Source organism: Arthrobacter jinronghuae, assembly GCF_025244825.1.
GTDB classification, from domain to species: Bacteria; Actinomycetota; Actinomycetes; order Actinomycetales; family Micrococcaceae; genus Arthrobacter_B; species Arthrobacter_B jinronghuae.
Genome location: NZ_CP104263.1, coordinates 3,561,441 through 3,587,322 on the forward strand (window position 1 = coordinate 3,561,441; position 25,882 = coordinate 3,587,322).

Sequence of the window (25,882 nt, forward strand, 5' to 3'; positions counted from 1 at the left end):
GTTACGGCCCGGCCCGCCCGACAGTGTCCCGCTGCGACACTCCCCCAATTCCGTCCGTGCGGTCGTCCGCCGCAACCGTTCCGTTCGGTTCCGGCTCCCAGCGCAGCAGGTCCCCGGGCTGGCAGTCCAGTACCTCGCACAACGACGCCAGGGTGGTGAACCGCACCGCCTTGGCGCGGCCGTTCTTCAGCACGGCCAGGTTCGCCGGGGTGATGCCGATCCGCTCGGCAAGCACGCCCACGGGCATTTTGCGCTTCGCCAGCATCACGTCGATGTCCACAACGATCGGCATCAGATCACCCCGCCGAGTTCTGCGCGCAGGTGGCTGGCTTCGGCCGCGGTGTCGACGGCGGACGCCAGCAGCGCCCGCATCACCAGCACCAGCAGGGCGCCGGCCGCAACGGTCACCCCCATTCCGCCAATCAGCAGGACGATGCCGGGGGCGACTGCTTCTCCCGGTGCCAGCACGGCCCCCAGTGCAAAGAGCAGCAGGGCCGCCGCCGAGAGCGCGCCAATCACCACATCCACATAACGGAAGGCCGCCGAGGAAAACACCGTTCCCCGCCGGACCATGGTCAACAGCCGCCAGGCGCAGACCAGGCAGGCCTGGAAGGCGAGGATCCCCAGCACCACAATCACCAGGACCGGCACACGGACGGCTTCGGCGCCTGCCTCGGCCAGGTCGACGCCGAACAGCGGCACCAGCACGGCCTGCACAAACAGGGTGCCGAGGAACACCAGCACCAGCACGATCCGCAAAGCCAGGATGGTTGCTTTTCCCATCACGCTCTCCCTACGGGACCACTTCGATTGAAGGACAATCAATACTTATCGACAATCGAGAGGTCCCGCAAGGGGTTCCGGTAACCAGGGATGCTTACCGGAGCGATTGGCTGAGCGACTCACCCTCCCCGGCCGTGCACCGGTCTGGCGTTCGCAGGGGGTTCCCCGACCTCCTGGATGGTATGGCCGCCGCAAGCCGTCTTGGTTATGCTGGCCCGCTCGATGCGCGACACGGTGAACCAGCGCATTGCGTTGCGCAGCCGGCACCACCCAACTAGGTACCACTGGCCGTTCGTGGAGGCGAAAAGCACGGGTTCGACGTCGCGGGTGGTCGTGGTTCCATCTCTCGATGTGTAGCGAATGCGGATTACCCGCTGCTCGGCCATCGCCTCCTCCAGTGCCGACCTGATTGTGCGCGATGACGGGGGAACGGCGTTGACCCAGACGCGGCCGGCCAACTCGTCGGCTCTTGCTCGGGTTCCGGGATCGAGGACGTCCAGGATCTTCTGGATGCCGGCGGCTGCCAGATCGGCGTAGGGGGCATCGGGTGCAGCGGACACGGCCGCCAGGAGCGCCACGGCCTGCGCCGGGGACAGGCTGACGGGCGGCAGCGACGCGCCCACGGCCAATCCGTAGCCACCGCCCGGACCCGGGCGCGACCATACGGGCGCGCCGCTGTTCTCGAGCGCAGCGAGGTCTCGCTTGACCGTGCGTACGGACACACCGAACTCTCTGGCCAGCCGCTCGGCGGAGCTCCCCCGTGATCCATTGCGGCGCAGCATCTCGGACAGGGCATGGAGCCGTTCTGCTCGCTTCACCGGTCAGCCCGGATCAAATTCATGCCACAAATAGTGACATACACCTGCCCATAGCGGCTACGAGGGTAGGGATATGACAACTACTACGAGCAGTCCCTCAATCATTCTCATCGCCGGCCACTGGCTGGGCGCTTGGGCATGGGATGAAGTCCTTGACCACCTGAACACCGACAACCCGCGTGCAATCGCGATGACGCTGCCAGGCCTCGACGGGGACGACCCTGAGCGAGCGGCGAAGACTCTCGACGATCAAGCCGCAGCGATCCTGGACGTCGTTGCCCGGCTCGGAGAAGATCAGCCCGTGACTATCGTCGCCCACAGCGGGGCGAACTACCCCGTCAGCCTTGTCCTGGACCGGCACCCTGAGCGTGTTCATCGGGTGGTGTGGGTCGACTCCGGCCCTGTGGCGGCGGGAAGCGTCTTCGCCCCGGACCTCCCGGCGGGGGTGGAGGAGCTTCGGCTTCCATCCCTCGACGTCCTGGCACAGCAGGCGAGCCTCGAAGGCCTGGACGCAGAGGTCCTCGAGCGTTTTCGGTCCCGGGCCGTCCCTGAGCCCGGCCCCGTCCTTCGCCAGCCCGTCGAACTCACCAACGATGCCCGCCGCAAGGTCCGGACCACCCTGGTGTGCTGCTCGATTCCGGGCGCGCAGGTGCTGGAGCTGGCCCGCTCAGGCCATGCCATGTTTGCCGAAGTCGCGAACATCCAGCACCTCGACGTCGTTGACCTCCCGACGGGACATTGGCCGATGTGGAGCCGTCCCCGCGACCTTGCCGAGGCCATCCAGTCAGCGGCTTCTCGAACCAGCTGAACTGCACGTACAAAGGGGCCAGCACACTAAACGACGACGGCGCCGCCCGGACTCGCAGGGAGTCCGGCGCGGCGCCGTCGTGCTTGGTGCTAATTAGAGCTTGGAAGCAACCAGTCCGGTCAGATCGACCAGGCGGTTGGAGTAGCCCCACTCGTTGTCGTACCAGCCGACGATCTTCACCTGGTTGCCCATAACGCGGGTCAGACCGGAGTCGAAGATGCAGGAGGACGGATCGCCCACGATGTCGGAGGAAACAATCGGATCCTCGGTGTAGGTGAGGATGCCGGCCCAGCGCGGATCCTGTGCAGCCTTGGCGTAGGCGGCGTTGATCTCTTCGACCGTGGCTTCCTTTTCCAGCGTGACGGTCAGATCCGTGACGGAACCGGTGGGGACCGGAACGCGGATGGCGAAGCCGTCCAGCTTGCCCTTCAGTTCCGGCAGGACCAGGCCGATGGCCTTGGCGGCACCGGTGGAGGTCGGAACCATGTTCAGGGCTGCGGCGCGGGCGCGGCGCAGGTCCTTGTGCGGGCCATCCTGCAGGTTCTGGTCTGCGGTGTAGGCATGCACGGTGGTCATGAGGCCCTTTTCGATACCGAAGGCATCGTTCAGGACCTTGGCCAGCGGGCCCAGGCAGTTGGTGGTGCAGGAAGCGTTCGAGATGACGTCGTGCTTCTCGGCGTCGTAGTCACCGTCGTTCACGCCCATAACCACGGTGAACGCGTCACCCTTGGCCGGTGCGGAGACCAGGACCTTCTTGGCACCGGCGGAGATGTGCTTGCGCGCATCCTCGGCGTTGGTGAAGAAGCCGGTGGATTCGATGACGATGTCCACGTTGAGGTCGGCCCAGGGCAGGTTGCCCGGATCGCGCTCAGCGAAGACCTTGATGGTGTGGCCGCCGACCACGAGGTTTCCGTCTTCGACGGTGACCTTCTCGGCCAGGCGTCCGGCAACCGAGTCGTACTTGAGCAGGTGGGCCAGCTGCGCGGGGTCGCCGAGGTCGTTAACTGCGACAACCTCGAACCCTTCGCCGTGCTGCAGGGCTGCCCGCAGGTAGTTGCGGCCAATCCGACCAAAACCGTTGATTCCGACGCGTACCGTCACTGGTGCCTCCTTGATGCTGAAACTAAATTTAGGAACTAAATTTATTGTCTCCTATAATTATGCTGTTATTACCGCCACACGTCAAAGGCCACTTCCATGGACGCCTCCGCAAACACTCCGCAGCTGCTGCGCCGCACCAACCTGCGCGCCGTGCTGGAGGTGCTCCGTGCTGCCCCCTCCGCCACGGGCACCGACCTGATCAACGCCACCGGCCTGACCCGCGCCACCGTGATTGCCGTGTGTGACGATCTGATTGCCCGCGGCTGGGCCCGGGAAACGGATTCCCCGCGCATCGATCGGCAGAAAGGCCGGCCCGCCCGCCGGTTCGAATTCAACGAGAGTGCCGGGTACGTCCTGGGGCTCGACGTCGGCATCGCCACCGTCCGGGTGCTGGTCGCCGACCTCGCGGGCGCCGTCGTCGGAGAATCGGAGGCCCGGTTCCCGCGTCACGGCGGAGAACCGGAACAACGACGGCGCGTGGTTACCGAGGCCGTCGATGCCGCCCTGCAGGACGCGGGGATTTCCTCGTCGGCCGTGCTGTGCGCCGGGATGGGGATTGCGGCGCAGGTGACCGGCGCGGGCGACGTCGCCCCGGGACAGGAGGTGGCGCCGATGTTCGATCTCGGACTGAGCTCCATCTTCAGCGATTCCCGCGGCTGGCCGCTGCTCGTGGAAAACGATGCCAAGCTCGCGGCCCTGGCCGAACGCTGGCGCGGGGTGGGCGCGGGCGAAAACAACCTGGCGGTGATCCTGGCCGGCGAGCGCCTGGGCAGCGGCATCATCGAGTCCGGCCGCCTGCTGCACGGCGCGTCCGGGGGCACCGGCGCCATGGGGGCACTGGAATTGGTGGAAGGGGTGGGCAATGAGGACGGCATTGCCAAGCTCGCCCGCCTCTGGGGCAGCGCCGCGCTGAAGGAAGGGCACAACGGCCGGATCCGCGAACTCGTGGGACCGGACACCAACCGCGCCTCGGCCCGGCTGGTGTTCGAAGCGGCCGAGGCGGGAGACCCGGTTGCCGAAGAAATCCTGGACCGGATTGCGCGCCGGATGGCCCGGGTACTGGCGCTGGTGTCCTCGTTCTTCGATCCGCGGCTGATCGTAATCGGCGGCGCGGTGGCGGCGTCGGCCACTGCCCTGCTGCCCGCCATGACGCGGGAGCTGGACCGGTACGTGGTGACACCGCCACGAGTGGCCGTCTCGAACCTGGGCACCATGCTGGTGCCCACCGGTGCGGTGCGCCTGGCCCTGGACTACGTGGAGACCCACCTCCTGGACCTGGTGCCCGAGCCGCGCCGGGAGTAGTGCCGGAGGCCTACCGCAGTTCCTGGATCCGCAGCTGATTGCCGGCCGGGTCCCGCAGAGCGCAGTCCCGGGCGCCCCAATCCTGTTGCATGGGCTCCTGGACCACCTCCGCGCCTCCGGCGACGGCGCGCTCGAACGCCGCGTCCAGATCGGCCGTTGCCAGCAGCATCCCGGCATAGGTGCCCTTGGCCATCATTTCCTCGATGGTCCTGCGCTCGGCGTCAGTGACTCCCGGGTCCGCTGCAGGCGGTTCCAGCACAATGGAGGTTCCCGGCTGGTCCGGCGGACCTACCGTAATCCAGCGCATGCCGCCGTAGCCGACGTCGTTGCGCACTTCGAAACCCAGCACATCGCGGTAGAACGCCAGCGAAGCATCGGGATCGGTCTGGGGAAGAAATACAGCATTGATGGAGATATCCATCGGACTCACCCTCTCCGGGGCGGCGAAAACCGCCCTTTCCTGATCGGTCTTTGCACCGTGCGGCTCACGCACCCCGGCAGTTCCAGCCCCTGCTCTGCCGCCAGCCGCCGATAGGTTCCCGGCGGGACCCCCACCAACTCGGTAAACCGGGTGCTGAAGGTACCCAGCGAGGAGCACCCCACTGCGAAGCACACGTCAGTGACACTCCAGGTACTGCAGCGGAGCAGGGTCATGGCCCGTTCAATGCGCCGGGTCATGAGGTACGAATACGGGGACTCCCCGTATGCCAGGCGGAACTGGCGGCTGAGGTGGCCGGCGGACATAAATACTCCGCGGGCGAGTGCTTCGACGTCCAGAGGTTTGGCATACTCGCGGTCGATCCGGTCCCGTACCCGCCGCAGCCGGGCGAGGTCCGCCAGCTGGCGGGAGTTTTCCAACGACCCGCTGGATCCCCCGTACTTGTCCACGGCTGCTGATACGACACTCATCGAATGCTTCCCCTGCTGCTGTCCTGTCCGGTGTTTCCTCACGCTACCGACGGGCGGACGGAGGGCGCTTCTTGATTCCTGATCGGTTTGTCGACGGGGCCCTTTTTTGACATGGTTCCACTTCAGCGAGCGGCAGGATACCGAAAACCGCACGTTGGTTTCCGAACAGCCCGAGCGCACTGCTTCGATGTGGTTGTTCGGTTGCTCCACACGCAAAAGGGCCGGGTGCCTCTGCACCCGGCCCTTCGAGCTGCGTGGACTACGCTGGGGCCGATCCGTCACCGCTTTCGCTCTCGGATTCCCGGTCCTCATCCGGCCCGCCGTCGCCGTCGCGGGGGCCGTCATGGTGCCGGCCGTGGTGGCGGCCGCCGTCGTCCCGGCCTTCACCCGCCTCGGCGTCCTGGTCCTTCCGGTCCTTCTGGTCCCGAGCTTGGCCGTCCGGATCCTGTTCCTCCTCGCCGTCGGTGTCCTGATCCTGGTTCGGCCCCTCGGCATCCTCCCGGTCCGGACCCCGTCCGTCGCCGTCGCGGTCCTGGTCACCGTCGCGGCCGTCGGCGTCGGCGTCGGCGTCCCGGCCCTCCTCGTCCTGGGTGTCCTGGCCGTTGGTGTCCTGGCCGTTGGTGTCCTGCTCGTCCTGAGTGTCTTGCTCGTCCTGCTCGTCGAACAAATCCCGGCTCTCGTTGTCCCCGGCGTCCTGTTCCTGGGTGGTGGAGCCGGCCTGCTCAAACTCCGGGTTGTCCGCCACAGCGGTACCCGCAAAGAAACTGGCAACCAGCAGGCCCACACCGGCAAGGGCGCCGCCGCCCCATGCGATGACTTTCCGAGCTCCGCTGCCTATACCCATGGTGCTGTTTCACCTCCGCGTAAGTGGTTCGCTGACAGTTCTATCCTCGAACTTGTTTCTTTGAGAATTCTTAAAAGCCGCTGAGGGCCAGCGGCACGGAGATGCCGGCGCAGGCTCCGAACCAGCAGGGCGCCATATATGCACATTGACGCATATAACGAAAGGGTGCTGCGGGGCCGGGGCGCTGCCTAGAACGCCACCTTCTGCAGCAGCCGGCGCAGTTCGCCCTGCTCGGCGGCGGAGAGCTGCGCCACCGAGGTTTCGGTGGCACCATCCACCACCTCCCGCGCGTGTGCGTAGAGGGCCCTCCCATCCTCGGTGGGCACAATGACCTTTGAGCGGCGGTCCCGGGGATCGGTCTGGCGTTCGACGGCGCCGCGGCGCTCCAGCTCGTCCACGATGGCCACGATCTGGCTGGGGTCCAGCACCAGGAACTGGCTCAGCTCCCGCTGCGTTGGCGCCGCTCCGCTGCAGGCCAGGGACAGCACCGAGTAGTGGCGCACCTTCAGCCGGAGGTCGGCCAGCCGGCGGTTGGCCTCCGCCGACCCGATGGACGCGGCGCGCGCCATCAGGAACACGGGTTCGGCACCGAGATCGGTAGCGGCGAAGCGCGCTGCGTCGGCAACGCCGTCAGGGGAGGTGCTCATGGAGTGTTTGATCCTTCGGCAGGGGCACGGTAGGACCCCATCCTAGGAGACGGACGCGGCTTCCAATAAATGAGGATCATAACTGTTGACTTTTTCAACGGTATGCCGTGGAATGGATCCAATCCCGCAACGTGGCCGCAGTCACACCACCTGCTGGCTGGCCCAAGCAAAGGAGCTTCCCATGACCAACGATTCCACTGGTGCACTTGCCGGAAAGGTCGCCGTCGTCACCGGCTCCGGCCAGGGCCTCGGACTGGCCTACGCCGCCGAACTCGCCCGCCAGGGTGCCGCCGTCGTCATCAATGACGTGGTCCAGGAAACGGCCGACCGCGCCGTCGAAATGATTACTTCCGCCGGCGGCCGGGCCGTCGCCGTCGTCGCCCCGGTGGGCACCACTGAAGCCGCCACCGCCCTGGTGGACGGCGCACTAGCCGCCTTCGGCCGCCTGGACATCATGGTCACCAACGCGGGTGTGCTGCGGGACAAGTCGCTCCTGAAGATGACCGACGAAGATTTTGACCTCGTGATCCAGGTCCACCTGCGCGGAACATTCACCTGCGCCCGCGAGGCCTACCGGTACTTCAAGGAAAACAACGTGGCCGGCCGGATCATCACCATCGGCTCCCCCACCGGCCAGTACGGCAACTTCGGGCAGACCAACTACGCCGCGGCGAAGGCCGGCATTGTGGGTATGGTCCGCACGTGGGCTCTGGAAATGCGCAAGGCCGGCGTCACCGCCAACGCCGTCATTCCCGTGGCCGCCACCGCCATGACCGAGACCGTCCCCTACTTCCGCGCCGCCGTCGAGGCGGACCACCGCGGCGAGCCGATGCCGGACTTCTTCCGCAAGGACCTGGGTTTCGGCACCTCCGCCGACGTCGCCGGGCTGGTCGCATATCTGGCCTCCGACGACGCGGCTGGGATCACCGGGCAGGTCATCGGTGCCGGCGGTGACCGGCTGCAGATCTTCTCCCACCCGGTACCCGTGGTCACCGAATACCGTCAGGGCGGTTGGACGTTTGAGGCCCTGCGCGAGCAGTTCCCGGCGCTCATCGAGGGAAACCTCCAGCCCGTCGGCGAGAACATGCCTCCGCTGCCCGAAGAACTTGAACCGCAGGCCCGGTAGGGACGGAAACCGCTATGCGCTATGAATACGGCCTGGACCTCGCGTCCCTGGACGCCATCGACATGCACGTGCACATCGAGTGCTCCGACCACGGCCACGCCTCGCTGCCCGCAGCCCTCACCGAGGCTTCCGCCAAGTACTTCAAAGCCGAAGACCGCAGCCCCTCCCTGGACACGATCGCCGAGCGGTACCGCGAATGGCGGATGGCCGCCGTCGTCTTCACCGTGGATGCCACCACCGCTCTGGGGCACGAACCGAACTCCATAGAGGAAATTGCCGAGGGAGCGGCCCGCAACAATGACGTGCTGATTCCCTTCGGTTCAGTGGATCCGCTGCAGGGCAGCCGTGCCGTGGACCGTGCGCGGATGCTGGTGGAGGACTACGGCGTCAAGGGCTTTAAATTCCACCCCTCGCTGCAGAACTTTGATCCCTCTGACCGGCAGTTTTATCCGATCTACGAGGCCATTTCCGCCCTGGGCGTCCCGGCCCTGTTCCACACCGGGCAGAACGGCATGGGGGCGGGGCTGCCCGGTGGCTACGGCATCAAGCTCGCGTATTCGAACCCCATGCTGCTCGACGCCGTCGCCGCGGATTTCCCGGAACTGCAGGTCATCATGGCGCACCCGTCCGTGCCGTGGCAGGACGAGGCCAACTCCATCGCCACCCACAAAGCCAACGTCTGGATGGACCTGTCCGGCTGGTCGCCGAAGTACTTCCCGGAGTCCCTGGTCCGGGCCTCGAACTCCATGCTGCAGGACAAGGTCCTGTTCGGCACCGACTATCCGCTGATCACCCCGCAGAAGTGGCTCGGTGCCTTCGAGCAGCAGAGCTTCAAGGATGAAGTACGCCCGAAGATCCTCAAGGACAACGCGGTGCGCCTGCTCGGGCTGGATACCGCGGCCGACGCGGCTGCCGGCGCTGCCAGCGCAGGGGAAAGCGCATGACCGGGGTGCTGACCGAGCCGCGCCTGTACCCCGACTGCGACCCGCTCAACGTTGAGGGGCGCCTGACCGAGGCGGAAAAGGCACCGCTGCGGCGCCTGCGGCAGGTCCTGGAGGACTCCGCCGGGCCGCTGCTGGCGGAATACTGGGAGGCCGGGGAGTTCCCGTACCAACTGGACGGCCCGCTGCGGGAGCTGAACCTGATGGTTCCGGAGGAACTCATTGCCGACGGCGCCGAGCCCCGCGCGCTCTACCACGGCTTCCGGATCTTCGAACTGGCCCGCACCGACGCCTCGCTTGCCACTTACTACACCGCGCAGGCCGGGCTCTTCCGCACAGCCTGCCGGGTGGGCGGAACGCCGGAGCAGTTCGCGCAGTGGGACCCGTTGATCACCTCCTTTGAGATGACCGGCGTGTTCTGCCTGACCGAGCCTGAGCACGGTTCGGACATTGCCGGCGGGTTGGCGACGTCGGCACGCCGCGACGGCGAGGAGTGGATCCTGGACGGGGCCAAGCGGTGGATAGGCGGGGCGTTCACTGCCGACTACCTGGCGGTCTTCGCCCGGGACGGCGCCGACGGACAGGTCAAGGGGTTCCTCGTGGACCGCGAAGCGCCCGGGGTGCGGCTCGAGAAGATCCGCGGCAAAACGTCGCTGCGGATGATGCAGAATGCCGATATTTACCTCGACGGCGTCCGTGTTCCTGAATCCCGGCGGCTCGGCAACGTGAACTCCTTCAAGGATGTCGCGGCGATGCTGCGGGCCATGCGGTCCGACGTCGCCTGGATTGCCACCGGCATCCAGGCCGGAGCCTACGAAGCTGCCCTGCGGTACGTGCGCAGCCGCGAACAGTTCGGCCGGTCGCTGGGCAGCTTCCAGCTGGTCCAGGAAAAACTTGCCCGCATGCTGGGCAACGTCACCGCGTCCCTGAATCTGGTGGCAGGCCTCGCGGAGCGCCAGCAGGAAGGGATTTTCCGGGATGAGGATTCCGCCCTGGCGAAGATGTGGATCGGCCTGCACATGCGGGAAACCGTTGCCCTGGCCCGCGAAGTGGTCGGCGGCAACGGGATCACCCTGGCCACCGACGTCGCCCGTTTCCACGCCGACGCCGAGGCCGTCTATTCCTACGAGGGAACCCACGAAATCAATGCGCTGATCGTAGGCCGCGCAGTCACCGGCAAGAGCGCCTTCGCCTGACACGTTCCGCCGTATCCGTCCAGCAACCTAGGAGTTTTCCATGACTGAAGCACCCGCCTCCGCCCAGACCGTCGTAGCGTTCGAAGAGGTCAAGGACCTCATCGGCAAGAACCTCGGAACCTCGGCCTACCGCGAGATTACACAGGGGCAGGTAGACCTGTTTGCCGATGCCACCGATGACCATCAGTGGATTCACGTGGATCCGGAGCGGGCCAAGGACGGTCCCTTCGGCGCCCCGATAGCCCACGGCTTCCTGACACTGTCGCTGCTGATCCCGATGTGGGGCGAGCTGTTCGACGTGACGGGCGTCAAGACAAAGGTCAACTACGGCCTGGACAAGGTCCGCTTCACCTCACCGGTGAAGGTCGGTTCCCGGATCCGGATGACCGCCGTGATTGCCGAGGTCCAAGAGGTCAAGGGCAACGGCCTGCACGTGGTCGCTGACCTCACCATCGAAATCGAGGGCCAGGAGCGCCCGGCCGTTATCGCCCGGTTCCTCAGCCGGCTGTACGCCTAGCCGGTCGGGGCGGGGCGGCCTGAGGGCCTGGCCGAAGGGCTACCGCCAGTAGTTGTTCGCGGCCGCAACGGTCGCGAACTCCGTGGCCACCACGTGTGAGGCCGCGATGATGCTGTCCGGGTTATTGGCATAGGCATCCCGGATGATGTGCTCCACCTGCCCGTCCGGCTGAATGGCGAAGGCAGTCTGCAGCGCCAGGTTGACGGCCAGTTGCCGCCCTTCCTCCGGCGTTGCGCACTTAAGCGAATTGTTCGGAACAAGCTCCATGGTGTCCGTCCTGTCTTTTCAAAGTCCGCCGGCCTGCCGGTTCGGCGCACGCGGGCGGATACACCCGACGGCACCAGTCTCGCCCCGCACTGCCCGGCGCTCAACCGTTTCCGTCGCTTTACCCTCCCCTGGAGCTAGGACGGCGGATTGCAGGCTACGTCCCGGCGCGCTGCTTCAGGACCGCCTCCACTGCGGCACCCACTGCCTGCAGCAGGATCGAGGCCAGGGTTCCGCTCCGGTGTGAGGTGGCATACCGTAACCGCATGCCGGTTGTGGAAACCTCTACCTCCCTGGTCCGGCGGGAGCGGTGGCTGGCAAACCGGTTTTGGCTGGTCCTTCCGCTGCTGCTGCTCAATGCCGCCGTGACGCCCCTGCTGCCCGCCGGGTATGGCACGTTTTCGCAGGAGATTCCCGCGGCACTTGCTGCGGCGGAAAGCCTCCTCCGGATGCTGGTTGCTGCCGTTCCCCTGCTGATGCCCCTGACCCTCCGGGGGCAGCGGCCGGTCTGGGGCCTCTACGCCACCGGAGTCCTCGTGTATGCGGCTGCGTGGGCCGCCGTCATCGCCGCTCCGGACAGCCGCTGGAGCACCTCGCTGGCCGGTTTCACCGCACCGGCCTGGTCCTCGATCCTCTGGTTGGCCGGCGTCGGCGCGCATTCGTCCCTGCGTTTTGTTCCGTGGTACCGGCCCTGGATGTATCTCGCCGCCGCCGGTCTGTTCGCCGGTGTGCACACCACGCATGCGGTGCTGGTATGGGTGCGGCTCCAGGGATGAGCAGCCAGGACGGCGGGTTGCAGGCTACGTCCCGGCGCGCTGCTTCAGGGCCGCCTCCACTGCGGCAACCACCGCGTACAGCAGGATCGAGGCCAGGGTCACGGCGACGACGGCGGCCCACACCTGGTCATACCGCGCCCGGGACACCGCGGAGACAATCCCGTAGCCGATTCCCTGCCCCGTGGCGAGCCACTCCGCGAGCAGCGCCCCGGTCAGGGCCCCGGGAATGGAAACCCGCAGCGCAGTGAACAGGGCCGGCACCGCAGTCGGTACCGCCACCTTCCGGAAGGCATCGAACCGGGTGCCGCCGTACACCTGCACCACTTCGAGCATGGCCGGTGAGGCGGAGCGCAGGCCGAACACGATAGTGACGAGCGCGGGGAACAGCACCACAATGCCGCCCATCGCGGCCACCGCAGCTTCCTGCCGGCCGAAGACCAGGATGATCATCGGCGCGAGTGCCACCAGCGGCACCGAGCGCAGGAGCATGGCCAGCGGCATCAGTGCGTGCTCCACCCCGCGGAACAGGGTGAAGACACAGGCCGCGGCGAGCGCAGCCAGCATGCCCGCAGCGAACCCCATGCCGGCGTCGAGCAGTGTCTGTCCCAGCTGACCGCCCACCAGGGCACGGTTCTCCGCGGCCTCCGGGTCAAGGACCAGGAAAGTCCAGACCTCCCACGGTCCCTTGCCGATGTAGGCGGACACGTCGAAGACCTTCAGCAGCCCGATCCAGAGCGCACCAACCACGGCCAGTGAGACGGTCAGGCCCAGCAGCATCCGGCCGACGGACCGGACCAGCGCGCCCATCACAGGCCGCCCACCCGGACACCCGGCCCGCCGGAGGCCCACGGAACAACAAACCGGGACAGGAGCCCCAGCACCGCGTAGGCGGAACCGGCCAGGGCGGCACAGGCACCCGCCACGCCCCATACCCGCGCCACTTCCAGGGTCTGCTGCGCGTTGACCATCGCGGGCCCCAGTCCGCGGTCCACTCCCCCCACGTACTCACCGAGGATGGCACCGAGCAACGCGGCCGGTGCGGCAATTTTCAACGCGGCCAGGACCGACGGCAGGGCGGCAACAATGCGGACCTTGAGCAACTGATGGATCCTGCGGCCGCCGAAAACCGTGACGATGTCCAGGCAGGCACGGTCCGCCGCTTTCAGGCCGGCCAGTGCGCTGACCATCGTGGTAAAAAACACCGACAGTGCAGCCAGTGCCACAGCCGTCCCGGACGACTCCCCGGACCGCGGCGGGCCCAGGACAATAAAGATCACGGGGCCGACGGCGACCACCGGCAGGCAGTAGCTGACGACGGCCAGCTGGGTGGCGAGCTGCTCGAGCCGCGGAACCAACAGCACCAGGAACGCCAGCAGCAGGGCCAGGGCGTTGCCCCACAGATAACCGGCACCGGCTTCGGCCAAGGTCACCGCGGCATTGCGCCAGTAGAAGCCCCATCCGTCGGCACCCATCTGGGCGAGCACCTGCCACGGGGTAGGGATGGCTCCGGGGCCGCCGTCGCCCGCGGCACCGATGCCGCTGAGGAAGGTGGCCGCACCCACCCACCAGAGGACCAGTACGGCAGCCGCGCCGGTGGCCCCCACGGCCCACGGCGGCAGGCGGGTCATGAGGCCTCCGCGGAGGACGGTCCGCCGAAAAGCAGCTCGGAGGCGTGATCGTGCAGGGCGTGGAATTCGGGGGTCCGCATCATTTGCGGGGTGCGCGGCCGCGGGAGGTCCACGGAGATGACCTCCTTGACGCGGCCTGGACGCGGACTCATCACCGCCACCGTGTCCGAAAGGAAGATGGCCTCGGAAATACCGTGGGTGACCATCAGCGTCGTGGCGGGCTTCTCGGTCCAGATCCGCAGCAATTCAAGATTCAGCCGTTGACGGGTCATGTCGTCCAGGGCCCCGAAAGGCTCATCCAGCAGCAGTACCGACGGTTTCAGAACCAGCGCCCGCGCAATCGAGACGCGTTGCCGCATGCCGCCGGAGAGCTGCGCGGGCCGGGCCTTTTCGAATCCCTCCAGTCCCACCAGATTGATCAACTCGCGGATATACGCGTCGTCCGCTGCATGGCCGGCAACCTCCAGGGGCAACCGGATATTCGTGTACACGCTCCGCCACGGCAGCAGCGCCGAGTCCTGGAAGGCGATGCCCAGTTCATGGCCGCGCCGGAGATCCTGAGGCGACTTTCCGTCTACGAGGACTTCCCCGGTGGTTGGTGTTTCCAGTCCCGCCAGGATCCGCAGCACTGTGGATTTTCCGCAGCCGGAGGGACCCAGCAGGGAAATGAAGGATCCGCGGTCGGTGACGAGGTTGGTTTCCGCCAGGGCCGTCACCTCTTTCCGGCCCGCTCCGAACGTTTTGCCAAGGTTCGTTAGCCGGATTCCCGTCCCGCTGCCCGGCCGGGCAGCTTCCCCGGGTGTGGTTGTGCCCGGGGAAGCCGGGGCGAGGGCGTGTTCGGACTGCATTTACTTCAGCTCCGGGTTTTCCTCGTACACCTCGGCCAGCAGGCTCATGTCGAACACCTGCTCGGCGGTGAGGTCATATCCGGCCAGTTTTAGGATTTCCAGGTTCTCCTCGATCAGTGAGTCCGAGATGGTGAACAATCCGTTGGCCTCGGTGTCCGCCGTTACAACAAGCTTGGTGTTCTGTTCCTCGGCCTGCCGGGTTTCCTTGGCCATGTCCAGGTTCAGGTCCGTGCCGTATACCTCGACGGCCAGCCGTGCGGACTCCTCAGGGTCGGCGACGGCGTCCTTCCATCCCTGCGCGGTCGCCTTCAGGAATGCCTTGAGTTCCTCCCGGCGGGTTTCAATGGCTTCGTCGGTGGTCACGAAACTCTCCGCGATGAACGGGAGGCCGTTGTCGGCGAAGGGTAGTACGGCGGTTTGGTGCCCGGCCTGCTCCAGCGTCAGCACTTCATTGGTGAGGTAGCCGAAGAATCCGTCCACATCCCCGTTGACCAGCGGCTGCGGGTCATACTGCACCGGAACCTTTTCCACGGACCCGGGATCGATCCCGTTGACCTCCAGCAGGGCGTCAAACAGTGTTTCGTTGACGCCGGCCTGCACTCCGATCCGTTTGCCGGCAAGGTCCTCCGGAGTGGTAATGGGCAGCGAATCCAGGGAGATGATGACGAACGGGTTCTTCTGATAGGTGGTGCCGATGATTTTCAGCGGTGCGTCCTGCTCCGCGATGACCGGGGCCACCCCCATGGGGCTGGAGGTTCCCACCAGGGCGCCGCCGGAGAGGACCATGGTTTCCGTCGAGGTGCCGCCGGGACCGCCTGCTATGAGGTTCACCTCGGAGAAGCCTGCATCGGCGTAATAGCCCTTCTCCTCGGCGAAGTACTCACCGGCGAATTCGGCGTTCTTGATCCAGGACAGGTTCACGTCCAGGGTGTCGTACTCCGCGTCCCCCGCGTCGGCGGATCCGCCACAGGCGGTGACCATCAGAAGGCTGGACGCGGCAAGTGCGCCGAACAGGATTCGTGCGTTCGCGGCGCGTGTGCGCAGCCGGGGCAGGACGTTCATGGGTACCGCTTTCAGTAGGTGCGGGGTGATGAATCCCGAGCCTAGGAACGCTTTGTTTCTGCAACGGACACCCCCTGTTACGGTGCGGTATCGGTCCGTTACGGTGCCGTAAACTCCCTTTCCTGCGCTGGCTCCAAGGGGATCCCGGCGTTAGCCCAGCAGCTCGTCGACGTCGGCCCACACCTCTGCTGCCCGCACTTCCGCCACAAACGAGTCGTCATGTTCGCACCGCTCCGCCGTCCAGCCGACCTGCGTGACGTCGGCCTTGCAGGTGGGGCACTCCGACACCCAGGACATGTGCACCCGGTGCCGGGTGCGGCCCATCGCCCCGGCGTTGACGACGTTGCCGAACCAGTAGATGCCCACCGTGGCGGCTCCAACCGCCTGCGCCAGGTGCCGGGGCCCGCTGTCATTGCCCACCATCACCGCACTGGCCTGCAGCAGGGCTGCGAGCGTGCCGATGCCCAGTTCGCCGGCCAGCGAGCGGACGGGCACCTCGGGTCCGGCCGCCGCGAGCGCCCGGTCCACAACCTCCTGCGCGAGGCCCCGGTCGGCGTCGTCGCCCACCACCACCACCTGGCAGCCCCGGGCGACGGCACGCACCGCCACCTCCGCGAAGCACGACGCCGGCCACCGCCGCCGCGGGTCCGTGGCCCCGGGATGCAGGCTCACCAGGTTCCGGTCCGGCAATAGCAGGGCCCGCGCCGCTGCTGCCTCTTCAGGCAGGACGGGCAGCTGCGCGTCGAGGCTGACAGGGGCGGCTCCGGCGAGCCCGGCCACTTCCAGGGCCCGGAAGACCTCGTGCTGGTAGTAGATGTAGGGGATGTTCCGTTCCAGGGCGGCGGCATCGGGGGTGCGGGTCCCTACTGTGTGCCGTGCCCCCAGGCGGAGCAGGAAGGGGTTCGAGTTCCGGCCGCCGCCGTGCACCTGGACGGCCAGGTCGAACCGCTCCCGCTGCATCCGGGCCAGGAACGCCTCGACGGCCTCCGGGTCCTCCGGTCCGGAGGCAATGCCGGGGGCGGCTGGCAGGACCTCCACCCGCTGCACCGGTCCGGGCCGGTTCGCCAGGAGGGCGGCGTGCAGCGCAGTGCCAAGCAGTGTGATGGATGCGGACGGATACGCGGCGGCGAGCGCTTCGACCGCAGGCAGGGCGAACATCAGGTCCCCCAGCCCTCCGCCGCGCAGCACGGCGATTTTCTCCACATTCGGAAAGGGCACGGCCAGGGGGCCGACCCCGCGGACAAGTCCCGGCCGGTCCCCCCGGGGCTGCAGCGGCCCGCACTGTTCCGTGGTCTTCTGCTTCATTGGGCTTCCTTTCGCCGAGGACCCGCGCGCGCGGTCTGCCCCGTGGGCACTCACCATAGGTGCTGGCGACGCCGGACCCAAGGGAGGTGTTTACTCCAGGTGAGCCGGGCCCGCACCTGCTTGCCCCGCCTGTCTGAACCCGCCGGAAACGGGGTATGGGAGCTATACAACGCGCGAGAAGGAGCAGCATGTCCACCACCATTCAGCCGCCGGCTCCCCCGCCCGCTTCCCCGCCCGCTTCCCCGATGGACCCCAACGGTTCCCTCGAGCCGATCACCATTTTCGATCCGCGGGACGGAACCCTGGTGGGTCGGATGGAGCAGGACGGACGGGACGGCATCCGAGCCGCCGTGGCGGCAGCCCGCGGCGCCCTCCCCGGGTGGGCAGGCACCGACCCCGGCGAGCGGGGACGCCTCTTGCGCGCCGCTGCCGCTGCCCTGGAACTGCGGGCCGCCGAAATGGCCGCGTGGAACACCCGCGAGACCGGACGGCCGGAGACTGAGGCCCTTGCCGGGGTGCAGGCCGGGGTGGCCACGTTGGAGCAGTACGCCGAACTCGGTCCGGTGCACCGGGGGCACAGCCTCCGCGGTGCCGCACTGGCTGCGGATTACACGGTAACCGGGCCGCGCGGCGTCGCCGTTGTGCTGACCCCCTGGAACGACCCGGTGGCCGTGGCCGCCGGGTTGATCGGCGCGGCGCTGGCCACCGGGAACACGGTAATTGCCAAGCCCAGCGAGCGTTCGCCCCACACCGGGAAACTGCTCGGGGAAATCCTCGCCCCGGTGTTCCCCGCGGGTGTCCTGACAACACTCGCCGGCGGGGCGGATGTGGGTGCCCAGCTGAGCATGGAGGCAGGGGTGGACGTCCTGGCGCACGTGGGTTCCAGTGCAACCGGCGCGAGGATTGCCCGGGCGGCTGCGCTGACGGGAGCCCACGTCATTCTTGAGAACGGCGGCAACGATCCGCTGCTGGTTGATGCGGATGTGGACCCGCGATGGGCGGCCGGACAGGCAGCTGTCGGGGCATTCAGCAACAGCGGCCAGATCTGTACCTCGGTGGAGCGCATCTACGTGCACCGGAACATCGCGGATGCGTTCTGCGCCGAGCTCATTGCCGAAGCGCGGCGACGTAATCGGGAGGGTGCGGTGGCGCCCCTTGTGGATGCCCGGCTCCGCGACACCGTGCACCAGCAGATAACCCAGGCGCTGGTCCGCGGCGCCACGATTGCGGAGGGCGGCGTGTTGCCGGAAGGACCCGGTGCCCACTACCCCGCGACCGTCCTGCTGAACTGTTCGGCCGGGATGGAGGTCTTCGACGCCGAAACGTTCGGCCCCGTGGCCCCCATCCAGGTGGTGGACAGCTTCGACCACGGGCTCGCCCTGGCAGCTGCGGGGCCCTACGGACTGGCCGCCACTGTCTTGACGGGCAGCATTGCTCACGTGCAGCAGGCAGTGGCGGCCCTGGACGTGGGCACCGTGAATATCAACGCCGTCTTCGGCGGCGCCCCGGGAGGCTCGGCGCAGCCCCGGCGCCGGAGCGGCCGCGGCTTTGGCTACGGCCCGGAACTCCTGGACGAGTTCTCCCTGGTAAAGGTGGTCCACGTCGGTTCCCCGGGCACCGCGGCACCGGGAATACCGGAGTGACGGACTTCCGGAACCCCGGGGAGGTTCGCAGCCTCGCGCCAGGGCTGCCTGACCGTCTCGCGGCAGCCTCCCTGCGCATAGCGGTCATCGGCGACGTGATGCTGGATGGCTGGTGGTCCGGGGTCACCGAACGGTTCTGCCGGGAGGCGCCGGCACCCGTGGTGGATGTGCAGCGGAAGGACTACGCACCCGGCGGTGCGGCAAACACCGCCATGAACCTGCAGGCCCTCGGTGCACGGGTGCGGCTTGGCGGACTGACCGGCACCGACGCCGCCGGGGACCGGCTGCGCAGCATTCTGGCCGAGGCGGGCGTGGACCTGCGCGGGCTGGTGCAGCACCCCGATGCCGCGACCGCCACGAAGGACCGGATTGTCGCCGCGGAACAGGTACTGTTCCGGCTCGACGACGGCGGGCGGTTCCCGGCCGAGGCAGCAGAACTGCTGGCGGCCTCCGTGCCTGCATTGCTGGCGGACGCCGATGCATTGGTGGTCTGCGACTACGGCACCGGGCTGCTGCACGGCGCCGTCCGAGACGCCCTGGTGGCACTGCGCGGCGGTCGCCTCACCGTCGTGGATGCCCACGACGCCGCGGGCTGGGCCGCTCTGGCGCCCGACCTGGTCACACCGAATGCCGCCGAAGCCGCGCAACTGCTGGGCGGGACAAAGCCGCTCGGGCCGGACCGTGCCGCAGCGGTTCGCACCTATGCACCGGACCTGCTGGCCGCCGCCGGTGCGGCAGCGGCAGCTGTCACCCTGGACCGCGACGGCGCGGCCGTGATCGGCGCCGACGGCGGGTTCCACCGCACCTGGGCGCGTCCCGCTGCCGAAAAACAGGCGTCGGGAGCAGGTGACACCTTCGTTGCCTGCCTGACACTGGCTCGTGCCGCAGGGCTGCCGCTGTCCACCGCTGCGGACCTGGCGCAGAACGCCGCCGATATTGTTGTCCAGCGGCCCGGGACCTCCGTGTGCAGCACCGCCGACCTGGAAAAGCATCTGGACGGCTTTGCCGACACGGCGCTCAGCCAGGCGGATCTCCTGGCCCGGACCGCCGTCGAACGGGCTGCCGGGCGCAGGATTGTCCTGACCAACGGCTGCTTCGACGTCCTGCACCGCGGGCATACCCGGTACCTGAACCAGGCCAAGCAGCTCGGTGACATCCTGGTGGTCGCCCTGAACAGCGACGCGTCCGCCCGCCGGCTGAAAGGACCGGGCCGTCCCATCAATCCCGTCCATGACCGGGCCGGGATCATCGCAGCGCTCAGCTGCGTGGACTACGTGACCGTGTTCGAGACGGACACCCCGATTCCGCTCATCCGGGAACTGCGGCCGGATATTTACGCCAAGGGCGGGGACTACTCCGCGCAGATGCTGGCGGAGACCCCGGTGGTGGAGGAGTGCGGCGGCCGGGTGCTGATCCTGGACTACGTCTCCGACCACTCCACCACTGCCTTGGTGTCCCGGATCCGGTCGGGCGGCACCGCGAATGATGCCGGGGAGACCGGCGGGAACCCTGCGGGCAGCGGCGGCATTGCCGCAGGCGGGAACAATCCCGGGGACCCGCCGTGACGCGCCGCTGGTCCGGGGACTGGGCCGGCCCGCCCGGTTCGGGCAGCGCGGCGGAGGTGGACGTGCTGATTCCGACCCGCAACCGGCCGGCCGAACTCGCGGTCACCCTCGCGGGGCTGGCCGCGCAGGACGGGCCGGACTTCGCCGTCGTTATCAGCGACCAAAGTACCGATGTCCCGTCCTGGAACCATCCGGCCGCGGAAGCGATGGTCCGGGTCCTGGAGGCGCAGGGCCGTCCGGTCCGGCTCCTGAGGCACCTGCCGGCGCGGGGGCTGGCCGAACAGCGGCACTTCCTGCTGGGACAGTCCGGTGCTCCGCAGGTCCTGTTCCTGGACGACGACGTCTGGCTGGAACCGGACATGCTGGCCCGGCTGACGGCGGCCCTGGCGTCGTCCGGCGGCGGATTCGTGGGGGCGGCCGTGCAGGGACTGTCCTATCTCGCCGACCGGCGGCCTGAGGAACAGCAGCCGTTCGAGGTGTGGGAAAACGGACAGGTGCAGCCGGAACGGATTCGCCGCAGCCAGCCGGGCTTCTCGCGTTGGACCCTGCACAACGCGGCGAATCTGGCGCATGTGGCTTCCGGCCTCGGCATCCCGCCGGGAGAATGGCGGTTGTACCGGATCGCCTGGGTGGGGGCCTGCGTCCTCTATGACCGGCAGGCACTGCTTGAGTGCGGAGGCTTCGGATTCTGGGACCAGCTGCCGCCCGGGCACGCCGGGGAGGACGTTGCAGCCCAGTGGCGGGTGATGGAAAGGTTCGGCGGCGCCGGGATGGTTCCCTCCGGTGCAGTCCACCTGGAGTCACCGACCACGGTTACCGACCGGTCCGCTGACGCCGCCGAGCTCATCCTGGGCACCGCCGAGTACAACCCGTCCATCAGCAACCACAAAGGAGAACGCATGGCCGAGAAACCCAGCCCGATTGACGTGCAGAAAACCCTCGGAGGCCTGGACTATCCGGCCTCGAAGGAGGACATCGTGAAAAAGGCCGAGGGGGCGGGCGCCGAAGGCACCGTTCTGGAGGCGCTAAAGAACCTGCCGGAGCGCCAATACGACGCACCGACGGACATCAGCAAGGAGATTTTCGACTAGCCCGGCTGCTCAGGCGGTGGGATCCGTGGGCCGGGGAGACTCGTCGTCGTCCGTGTGAGCCGCGGGCGGGGTCGGCTTGCCGACGTTTCCCGCACCGCCCGGGATGTTCGCCGAGCTGCGGTGGATGCCCGAACCCTGGCTGAGGTGCTCGGGGTTCGGCTTCTCCGTCATCAGCAGCAGCGAGGAAACCAGCAGCGACGCGATAAACGCAATGCCGACGGCGATGAGCCCGAGGTCGAACCGCAGCTCCTGTTCCGCTCCCCCGGTGGCGAAGATCATGGTGGCAAGGCCCGCAATCAACGCCAGCACGGCAGAGAAAATCAGCGGTGCCTTTACGGAGTTCCGCCTCTGCGGTCCACCGGTTGAGCTGTTCGCCACGATCATTGCCTCCTGCTGCGTTGGGGTGGCGCGGATCGGTGCGTAAATGCACCGCGCGCGATACCTAGTTTACGGCCTATGCCTGCTCGTCCACGGCGGCGCGGGAATCATGCCGGGCGCCCAGCGCGGAAATGGCCACGATCACCGCAATGATGATCGCCGCGCCACCGGTCACGCCGAGCAGCGCCCGGACGCCCAGGTCGTAGACGAGCGGCACCAGGACGCCGGCCACGAGGGCGGCGGCACCAGTGATCAGCCAGTCACGGGCCGGCAGGAAGCCGGTGCGGTTCCGGACCCAGAGGGTGAGTTCCAGGATTCCCCCGAGAATGAGGGCCGCGGCGGCCGACACCCGGAATGCTTCGGCCGAGGCGAAGACCAGCGTGGCGGCACCGGCAAGAACATAGGCAGCGGCTTCAACGAGCAGGAAGGTCCGAACGTTGCCGTGTCCGCGGGCCGCGGTAAGCATGGGCCAGAGTGCGACGCCGGTGAGCAGCAGATACGTGCCGCCGGCAATCACCAGGACAGGCTCGGTGGGATCCTGCCAGAACACGGTCAGCACGCCGTAGACTGCTGCGACCATTGAACGGACCAGCATGGGTCCCCAAGGTGCTCCGGGATTGGATGCGCCCACTGCAGAGCCTCCGCTTTCACTTTTACGTCATATCGGTGGCCGGTTGGCCACCGTCAAGCTTAGTCGCTCCCTGCACCGGACACGGCACCGGTCACCATCCAGGCGTCCCGCCGGGTCCGCCAGGACAACGTGATTCCGCGTGCGCTCATATAGCCGAGGGCGAATGCCGCCCACAGCCACGCGATCCCTCCGGAACCGGACAGGTCCGCAGCGTGCACCCAGATCAGCAGGGGCAGATAGGCGGCCAGGTTCAGCACGCCGGTGAGGGCCAGGTATCTGGCATCCCCCGCCCCGATCAGCACTCCGTCCAGCACAAACACCAGCCCGCAGATCGGCTGGGACACCGCGAGGATCCACAGCCCGGCGGTCATGGCTTGCTGCACTCCGGCGTCGCCGGTGAAGAGCACGCCTGCCACCGGCGCCACCAGCGCCAGCAGCGCGCCGGTGATAACGCCGAAGCCCACACCCCACACAATCATCCGCCGGGTCAGTGCGCGGGCCGTCGCCGTATCTCCGGCACCCAGTTCCTTGCCGATCATTGCCTGCGCCGCGATGGCCAGCGCGTCCAGCGCGAACGCCAGGAAGGTAAACACGGTCATAACCAGCTGGTGGGCTGCGAGGGATTCCGGCCCCTGCGCGGTGGCTACCAGGACTGTGGCAAGCACCGCGGCACGCAGGCTCAGTGTCCGCAGCATCAGCCACGAGCCGACGTGGGCGGTGGCCCGGATCCCCGCGACCGCGGGACGCAGGGGTACACCGTGGGAGCGTGCCATCCGCGCCACCGCGATCAGGTAGAACACCGCCATGCCCCACTGCGCGATGCTGGTGCCCAGGGCAGACCCCGCCACAGACAGGGAGAACCCGTAGACGAGCAGGTAATTCAGTCCGATGTTCACGGCGAAGCCAGCCGTGGCGACCACCAGCGGGGTACGGGTGTCCTGCAGCCCGCGCAGTACCCCGGTGGCGGCCAGGACCACCAGCATCGCGGTCAGGCCCGGCATTGAAAAGCGCAGGTAGTCGACGGCGTAGCGGTGCACGTCACCGGTGGCACCCATGGCGCTGCACAGCTGTGGAGCGAACAGGTACCCCGCGGTCGAAAGCACCGCGCCCAACACGACGGCCAGGGCAATGCCGTCCCGTCCTGCCGCGAGCGCCTCAGGCTGCCGGTTGCCGCCGAGGTAGCGCGCCACCGTTCCGGTGGTGGAATAGGCCAGGAAAACCATCAGCCCGACGGCGGTCTGCAGCACCGTGGAGGCCAGGCCGACGCCGGCCAGCTGGGCCACGCCGAGGTGCCCGACGATCGCGGAATCCGCCAGCAGGAACAGGGGTTCGGCAATCAGCGCGCCCAGTGCCGGGAGGGCCAGGGCCAGGATCCGGCGGCTGAGCCGCCGGGAGGAAAGGTCCGCTTCGGTCTTCACACCTTCCAGCCTACGTTTTGCGCAGGCCCCGCATCGAAAGCGGGCGCTACTCCCCGCCGTCGTCGTTACTGCGTAGGACCAGGACGGCCACCAGTGCCGCAGCCAGCAGCAGCACCCCGACGAAGAGCACCAGGAACCGCCAGCCGCCCTGCTGGAAGTAGTAGCCGCCCACCCAGCCCAGCAGGCTGGACCCGGTGTAGTAGAAGAGGTTGTAGAGCGAGGATGCCTGCGCCCGTCCCTCCCGGGCGAGGAGCGGAGTCCAGCCGGAGGCAATGGAATGCGCGGCGAAGAAACCGGCGGTGAAGACCAGCAGTCCGGCGACGATTGCCGGAAGGTTGTCCGCCAGGGTCAGGGCAAGGCCCGCCGCCATGCCGCCGAGGGACAGCAGCAGCACCGGCTTCCGCCCGCCGCGAAGCCGGGCCGCCAGGGTACCGGCGGCCCGGGAGGACCAGGTTCCGGCGAGATATGCGAGGAACAGGGAGCTCGCCAGGCTCTGGGGCAGCCCGAAGGGTGGCTCGCCCAGCCGGAAACCCAGATAGTTGTAGACCGCCACGAAGCCGCCCATCAGCAGGAAGCCCTGTGCATACAGGGCCAGCAGCCGCGGGCTGCGGAGGTTCGCCGCCAGCCGCGCAGCCAGTCCGTGTCCGGGGGCGGCCCGGCGTACGGGCACAAAACCGTGCTGGCGGGGTGCGGTAAGCATAAAAACGGCTGCGGCTCCGGCGGCCAGGAGGCTCACGGCGGCTACACCCACCCGCCAGTTCACCAGTTCCGCCAGGGGTGCGGCCAGGATCCGGCCCGCGAGGCCGCCGATGGTGGTGCCCGAAACGTAGGTCCCGGCAGCCACGGCGGCATGCAGCCTGCTCACTTCCTCGCTCAGGTAGGCCAGCGCCACCGCCGGAATCCCGCCCAGTGCCGCCCCCTCGAGGAAACGGAGTCCCAGCAGCACCGGCAGATTGGGGCTCAGGGGAACGGCCAGGCCAAGCACTACCGCGGCCAGGATCGCCAGGCGCATGGCCGGCAGCCGGCCGAACCGGTCCGCTGCGGCGGACCAGGGAATCACCGTGACGGCGAGTCCGAGGGTGGCTGCGGAAACCGTCAACGCGGCCGAAGACGCAGAGATACCCAGATCGGCAGCGAGTTCGGGCAGGACTCCCTGCAGCGAGTACAGCTGGGCGAAGGTAGCTACACCTGCCGCGGCCAGTCCCACCAGGACGCCGCGGTAACCGGGGCTGCCGCGCCGGTGCCCGGTGAACTGGCCGCTGAACCCGGTCGCGTCATCGCGTCTTGTCATGGCTGGTCAGTTCCCGCCAGTTCCGCAGCAAGGTTGCGGCGGGCGCGTTCCTCCCAGAGCTGCCGTCCGACGGGCGTCCGGTAGAGCGGGTCGGCTGCGGCAAGCTGACGGACCACCCGGCGTCGTCCGGCAGTGAAGTCCTCCGCTGAAAGGTGCGCGTATTCAGCGCGGACTGCCTGCAGATACGCGGCATAGCCCGCTGGTTCGCGGGCCAGCACTGCCAGGTCCGCGTCCGTGAGCAGCGACCCGTTGCTGTCCGCTGCAGCCGGGTCATGGCCGGCCGTCAGGCGGACCAGCCGTGCGCATTCCGCGGTCTCTACGGCAGGCACACCCGCGCCGGGCAGCAGCTGCTCGGCCAGCCGGGCCGAGGCATCCTCGTCCGCGCCGGCCCGGCCGGTGTACACGGCGTCATGGAACCAGGCCGCTAGGGCCACGGGCCGGGGAATTTCACCGCCGGCAAGCAGGTCCAGAGCCTCCAGGACCTGCAGCAGATGCCTGCGGTCGTGGTAGCGGCGATGCGGTTCATTCCAGAGCTGAAGCAGGTATTCGCCCAGCTCCGGTGTCCCGGGCAGCAGCCGGTTCCACCGGTGGCGCAGCGGGGCGGCAAGGGCAGAAGGACGCTCCCGTGCCGGGATCCGCAGCCCGCTGGCGATGAGGATGCGGACCAGATCGCCGCAGCTGACCGGCACGGCCCCCAGCGACACAAGCGCGTCATAGCGTTCCCGGGGCACGTCGTAGTGGTCGCCGTCGAACGCCCGGTCCGAGATGCCCGCCTCCCGGGTGAACGCGTGCAGCTCGTCCAGCCCGGAGTTGGAAATCAGGTGCGAGAAGAGGGTGTTGTGCGCCGGCCACATCGGCGGATCGATGTAGATCATGGACGCCGGGATTCCGGGTGCAACAACAGCATCCTGTATGTCTATCGCACCCGGGGCAGCAATTTCCATGCGGCGGTGCGCATCCGTTGGGCGTCCGGTCGGCCGGTCTTTGGGA

Annotated in this window: 29 protein-coding genes; 10 read left to right on the forward strand and 19 right to left on the reverse strand. The window is 67.9% G+C overall.

All coding sequences use genetic code 11. The features are described from left to right. Window position 1: 1 nt before the first annotated feature. The 3 genes from N2K98_RS16810 to N2K98_RS16820 form a co-directional block, all read right to left on the reverse strand. Window positions 2-292, reverse strand: coding sequence for a helix-turn-helix domain-containing protein (locus N2K98_RS16810; RefSeq protein WP_255864534.1), 291 nt, complete (start codon window positions 290-292; stop codon window positions 2-4). After that, entirely contained in the window at window positions 292-783 is a 492-nt protein-coding gene (locus N2K98_RS16815) for a DUF2975 domain-containing protein (protein ID WP_255864532.1), read from the reverse strand. The genes N2K98_RS16810 and N2K98_RS16815 overlap by 1 nt, the downstream gene beginning before the upstream one ends. 119 nt (window positions 784-902) lie before the next feature. Continuing rightward, complete coding sequence (locus tag N2K98_RS16820; RefSeq protein ID WP_255864531.1) at window positions 903-1,601, reverse strand: helix-turn-helix transcriptional regulator; 699 nt, start codon at window positions 1,599-1,601, stop codon at window positions 903-905. Window positions 1,602-1,674: 73 nt separating this feature from the next. Between N2K98_RS16820 and N2K98_RS16825 the strand changes: the two genes are divergently transcribed. After that, the gene (locus tag N2K98_RS16825; RefSeq protein WP_255864530.1) at window positions 1,675-2,409 is read left to right on the forward strand and encodes an alpha/beta fold hydrolase; all 735 of its coding nucleotides are present in this window, start codon (window positions 1,675-1,677) and stop codon (window positions 2,407-2,409) included. A gap of 93 nt (window positions 2,410-2,502) precedes the next feature. On the opposite strand, the gene gap is transcribed toward N2K98_RS16825, so the two are convergent. Then, a complete protein-coding gene (gene gap / locus N2K98_RS16830; RefSeq protein WP_255864529.1) occupies window positions 2,503-3,510 on the reverse strand; it encodes a type I glyceraldehyde-3-phosphate dehydrogenase in 1,008 nt (335 codons plus the stop codon). A gap of 96 nt (window positions 3,511-3,606) precedes the next feature. Here gap and N2K98_RS16835 point away from each other — a divergent pair, with 96 nt between their 5' ends. Further along, window positions 3,607-4,812: an ROK family protein gene (locus N2K98_RS16835; protein WP_255864528.1), complete on the forward strand. Its 1,206-nt coding sequence runs from the start codon at window positions 3,607-3,609 to the stop codon at window positions 4,810-4,812. Between the two features lie 10 nt (window positions 4,813-4,822). Here the strand turns inward: N2K98_RS16835 and N2K98_RS16840 are convergent, their stop codons facing one another. The 4 genes from N2K98_RS16840 to N2K98_RS16855 all read right to left on the reverse strand — a co-directional run bounded on the left by N2K98_RS16840 (window position 4,823) and on the right by N2K98_RS16855 (window position 7,212). Continuing rightward, window positions 4,823-5,233, reverse strand: coding sequence for a VOC family protein (locus N2K98_RS16840; RefSeq protein ID WP_255796375.1), 411 nt, complete (start codon window positions 5,231-5,233; stop codon window positions 4,823-4,825). A gap of 5 nt (window positions 5,234-5,238) precedes the next feature. Next, window positions 5,239-5,721, reverse strand: coding sequence for a helix-turn-helix transcriptional regulator (locus N2K98_RS16845; RefSeq protein ID WP_255864527.1), 483 nt, complete (start codon window positions 5,719-5,721; stop codon window positions 5,239-5,241). A 259-nt stretch (window positions 5,722-5,980) separates the two neighbouring features. Further along, on the reverse strand, window positions 5,981-6,565 hold the full coding sequence (locus N2K98_RS16850; RefSeq protein WP_255864526.1) for a hypothetical protein: 585 nt from the start codon (window positions 6,563-6,565) through the stop codon (window positions 5,981-5,983). 188 nt (window positions 6,566-6,753) lie between these two features. Continuing rightward, window positions 6,754-7,212: a MarR family winged helix-turn-helix transcriptional regulator gene (locus N2K98_RS16855; RefSeq protein WP_255796372.1), complete on the reverse strand. Its 459-nt coding sequence runs from the start codon at window positions 7,210-7,212 to the stop codon at window positions 6,754-6,756. 181 nt (window positions 7,213-7,393) lie between these two features. Between N2K98_RS16855 and N2K98_RS16860 the strand changes: the two genes are divergently transcribed. From N2K98_RS16860 to N2K98_RS16875, 4 genes are read left to right on the forward strand one after another with little or no spacing between them, the layout of a single operon-like run. Next, complete coding sequence (locus N2K98_RS16860) at window positions 7,394-8,338, forward strand: SDR family NAD(P)-dependent oxidoreductase (RefSeq protein ID WP_255864525.1); 945 nt, start codon at window positions 7,394-7,396, stop codon at window positions 8,336-8,338. A 14-nt stretch (window positions 8,339-8,352) separates the two neighbouring features. Beyond that, a complete protein-coding gene (locus N2K98_RS16865) occupies window positions 8,353-9,282 on the forward strand; it encodes an amidohydrolase family protein (protein ID WP_255864524.1) in 930 nt (309 codons plus the stop codon). Next, window positions 9,279-10,475 (forward strand): acyl-CoA dehydrogenase family protein, encoded by a 1,197-nt coding sequence (locus N2K98_RS16870; protein ID WP_255864523.1) that lies wholly within the window; start codon window positions 9,279-9,281, stop codon window positions 10,473-10,475. The genes N2K98_RS16865 and N2K98_RS16870 overlap by 4 nt, the downstream gene beginning before the upstream one ends. Window positions 10,476-10,515: 40 nt before the next feature. Beyond that, window positions 10,516-10,992 (forward strand): MaoC family dehydratase, encoded by a 477-nt coding sequence (locus N2K98_RS16875; protein ID WP_255864522.1) that lies wholly within the window; start codon window positions 10,516-10,518, stop codon window positions 10,990-10,992. A 39-nt stretch (window positions 10,993-11,031) separates the two neighbouring features. Here the strand turns inward: N2K98_RS16875 and N2K98_RS16880 are convergent, their stop codons facing one another. Continuing rightward, window positions 11,032-11,259 (reverse strand): hexameric tyrosine-coordinated heme protein, encoded by a 228-nt coding sequence (locus N2K98_RS16880; protein WP_229951171.1) that lies wholly within the window; start codon window positions 11,257-11,259, stop codon window positions 11,032-11,034. Window positions 11,260-11,522: 263 nt separating this feature from the next. Between N2K98_RS16880 and N2K98_RS16885 the strand changes: the two genes are divergently transcribed. Beyond that, window positions 11,523-12,032, forward strand: a complete 510-nt coding sequence (locus tag N2K98_RS16885) for a hypothetical protein (protein WP_255864520.1) — start codon at window positions 11,523-11,525, stop codon at window positions 12,030-12,032. Between the two features lie 24 nt (window positions 12,033-12,056). Here the strand turns inward: N2K98_RS16885 and N2K98_RS16890 are convergent, their stop codons facing one another. The 5 genes from N2K98_RS16890 to N2K98_RS16910 form a co-directional block, all read right to left on the reverse strand. Further along, the gene (locus tag N2K98_RS16890) at window positions 12,057-12,839 is read right to left on the reverse strand and encodes an ABC transporter permease (protein ID WP_255864519.1); all 783 of its coding nucleotides are present in this window, start codon (window positions 12,837-12,839) and stop codon (window positions 12,057-12,059) included. Next, window positions 12,839-13,660: an ABC transporter permease gene (locus N2K98_RS16895; RefSeq protein ID WP_255864518.1), complete on the reverse strand. Its 822-nt coding sequence runs from the start codon at window positions 13,658-13,660 to the stop codon at window positions 12,839-12,841. The genes N2K98_RS16890 and N2K98_RS16895 overlap by 1 nt, the downstream gene beginning before the upstream one ends. Then, window positions 13,657-14,508, reverse strand: a complete 852-nt coding sequence (locus tag N2K98_RS16900) for an ABC transporter ATP-binding protein (protein WP_255864517.1) — start codon at window positions 14,506-14,508, stop codon at window positions 13,657-13,659. The genes N2K98_RS16895 and N2K98_RS16900 overlap by 4 nt, the downstream gene beginning before the upstream one ends. Continuing rightward, complete coding sequence (locus N2K98_RS16905; RefSeq protein WP_255864515.1) at window positions 14,509-15,570, reverse strand: ABC transporter substrate-binding protein; 1,062 nt, start codon at window positions 15,568-15,570, stop codon at window positions 14,509-14,511. Between the two features lie 150 nt (window positions 15,571-15,720). Further along, window positions 15,721-16,875, reverse strand: a complete 1,155-nt coding sequence (locus tag N2K98_RS16910; protein WP_255864514.1) for a glycosyltransferase family 9 protein — start codon at window positions 16,873-16,875, stop codon at window positions 15,721-15,723. 188 nt (window positions 16,876-17,063) lie between these two features. Here N2K98_RS16910 and N2K98_RS16915 point away from each other — a divergent pair, with 188 nt between their 5' ends. The 3 genes from N2K98_RS16915 to N2K98_RS16925 are packed head-to-tail and all read left to right on the forward strand — an operon-like array spanning window position 17,064 to window position 21,174. Beyond that, window positions 17,064-18,518 carry an aldehyde dehydrogenase family protein gene (locus N2K98_RS16915; RefSeq protein WP_407079996.1) on the forward strand — a complete coding sequence of 485 codons (1,455 nt, stop codon included), beginning with the start codon at window positions 17,064-17,066 and terminating at the stop codon, window positions 18,516-18,518. Next, window positions 18,515-20,083 carry a D-glycero-beta-D-manno-heptose 1-phosphate adenylyltransferase gene (gene rfaE2, locus N2K98_RS16920; RefSeq protein ID WP_255864513.1) on the forward strand — a complete coding sequence of 523 codons (1,569 nt, stop codon included), beginning with the start codon at window positions 18,515-18,517 and terminating at the stop codon, window positions 20,081-20,083. The genes N2K98_RS16915 and rfaE2 overlap by 4 nt, the downstream gene beginning before the upstream one ends. Continuing rightward, window positions 20,080-21,174 carry a DUF2795 domain-containing protein gene (locus N2K98_RS16925; protein WP_255864512.1) on the forward strand — a complete coding sequence of 365 codons (1,095 nt, stop codon included), beginning with the start codon at window positions 20,080-20,082 and terminating at the stop codon, window positions 21,172-21,174. The genes rfaE2 and N2K98_RS16925 overlap by 4 nt, the downstream gene beginning before the upstream one ends. A gap of 9 nt (window positions 21,175-21,183) precedes the next feature. Here N2K98_RS16925 and N2K98_RS16930 read toward each other — a convergent pair whose 3' ends face one another. The 5 genes from N2K98_RS16930 to N2K98_RS16950 all read right to left on the reverse strand — a co-directional run bounded on the left by N2K98_RS16930 (window position 21,184) and on the right by N2K98_RS16950 (window position 25,767). Next, window positions 21,184-21,552: a hypothetical protein gene (locus N2K98_RS16930; protein ID WP_255864511.1), complete on the reverse strand. Its 369-nt coding sequence runs from the start codon at window positions 21,550-21,552 to the stop codon at window positions 21,184-21,186. Window positions 21,553-21,628: 76 nt separating this feature from the next. Continuing rightward, window positions 21,629-22,132 carry a hypothetical protein gene (locus N2K98_RS16935; RefSeq protein WP_255796358.1) on the reverse strand — a complete coding sequence of 168 codons (504 nt, stop codon included), beginning with the start codon at window positions 22,130-22,132 and terminating at the stop codon, window positions 21,629-21,631. Between the two features lie 110 nt (window positions 22,133-22,242). After that, window positions 22,243-23,601 (reverse strand): MATE family efflux transporter, encoded by a 1,359-nt coding sequence (locus tag N2K98_RS16940; protein WP_255864510.1) that lies wholly within the window; start codon window positions 23,599-23,601, stop codon window positions 22,243-22,245. Between the two features lie 46 nt (window positions 23,602-23,647). Beyond that, window positions 23,648-24,892, reverse strand: a complete 1,245-nt coding sequence (locus tag N2K98_RS16945) for an MFS transporter (RefSeq protein WP_255864508.1) — start codon at window positions 24,890-24,892, stop codon at window positions 23,648-23,650. Further along, on the reverse strand, window positions 24,889-25,767 hold the full coding sequence (locus N2K98_RS16950) for a DUF4031 domain-containing protein (protein ID WP_255864840.1): 879 nt from the start codon (window positions 25,765-25,767) through the stop codon (window positions 24,889-24,891). The genes N2K98_RS16945 and N2K98_RS16950 overlap by 4 nt, the downstream gene beginning before the upstream one ends. Between the last annotated feature and the right edge of the window lie 115 nt (window positions 25,768-25,882).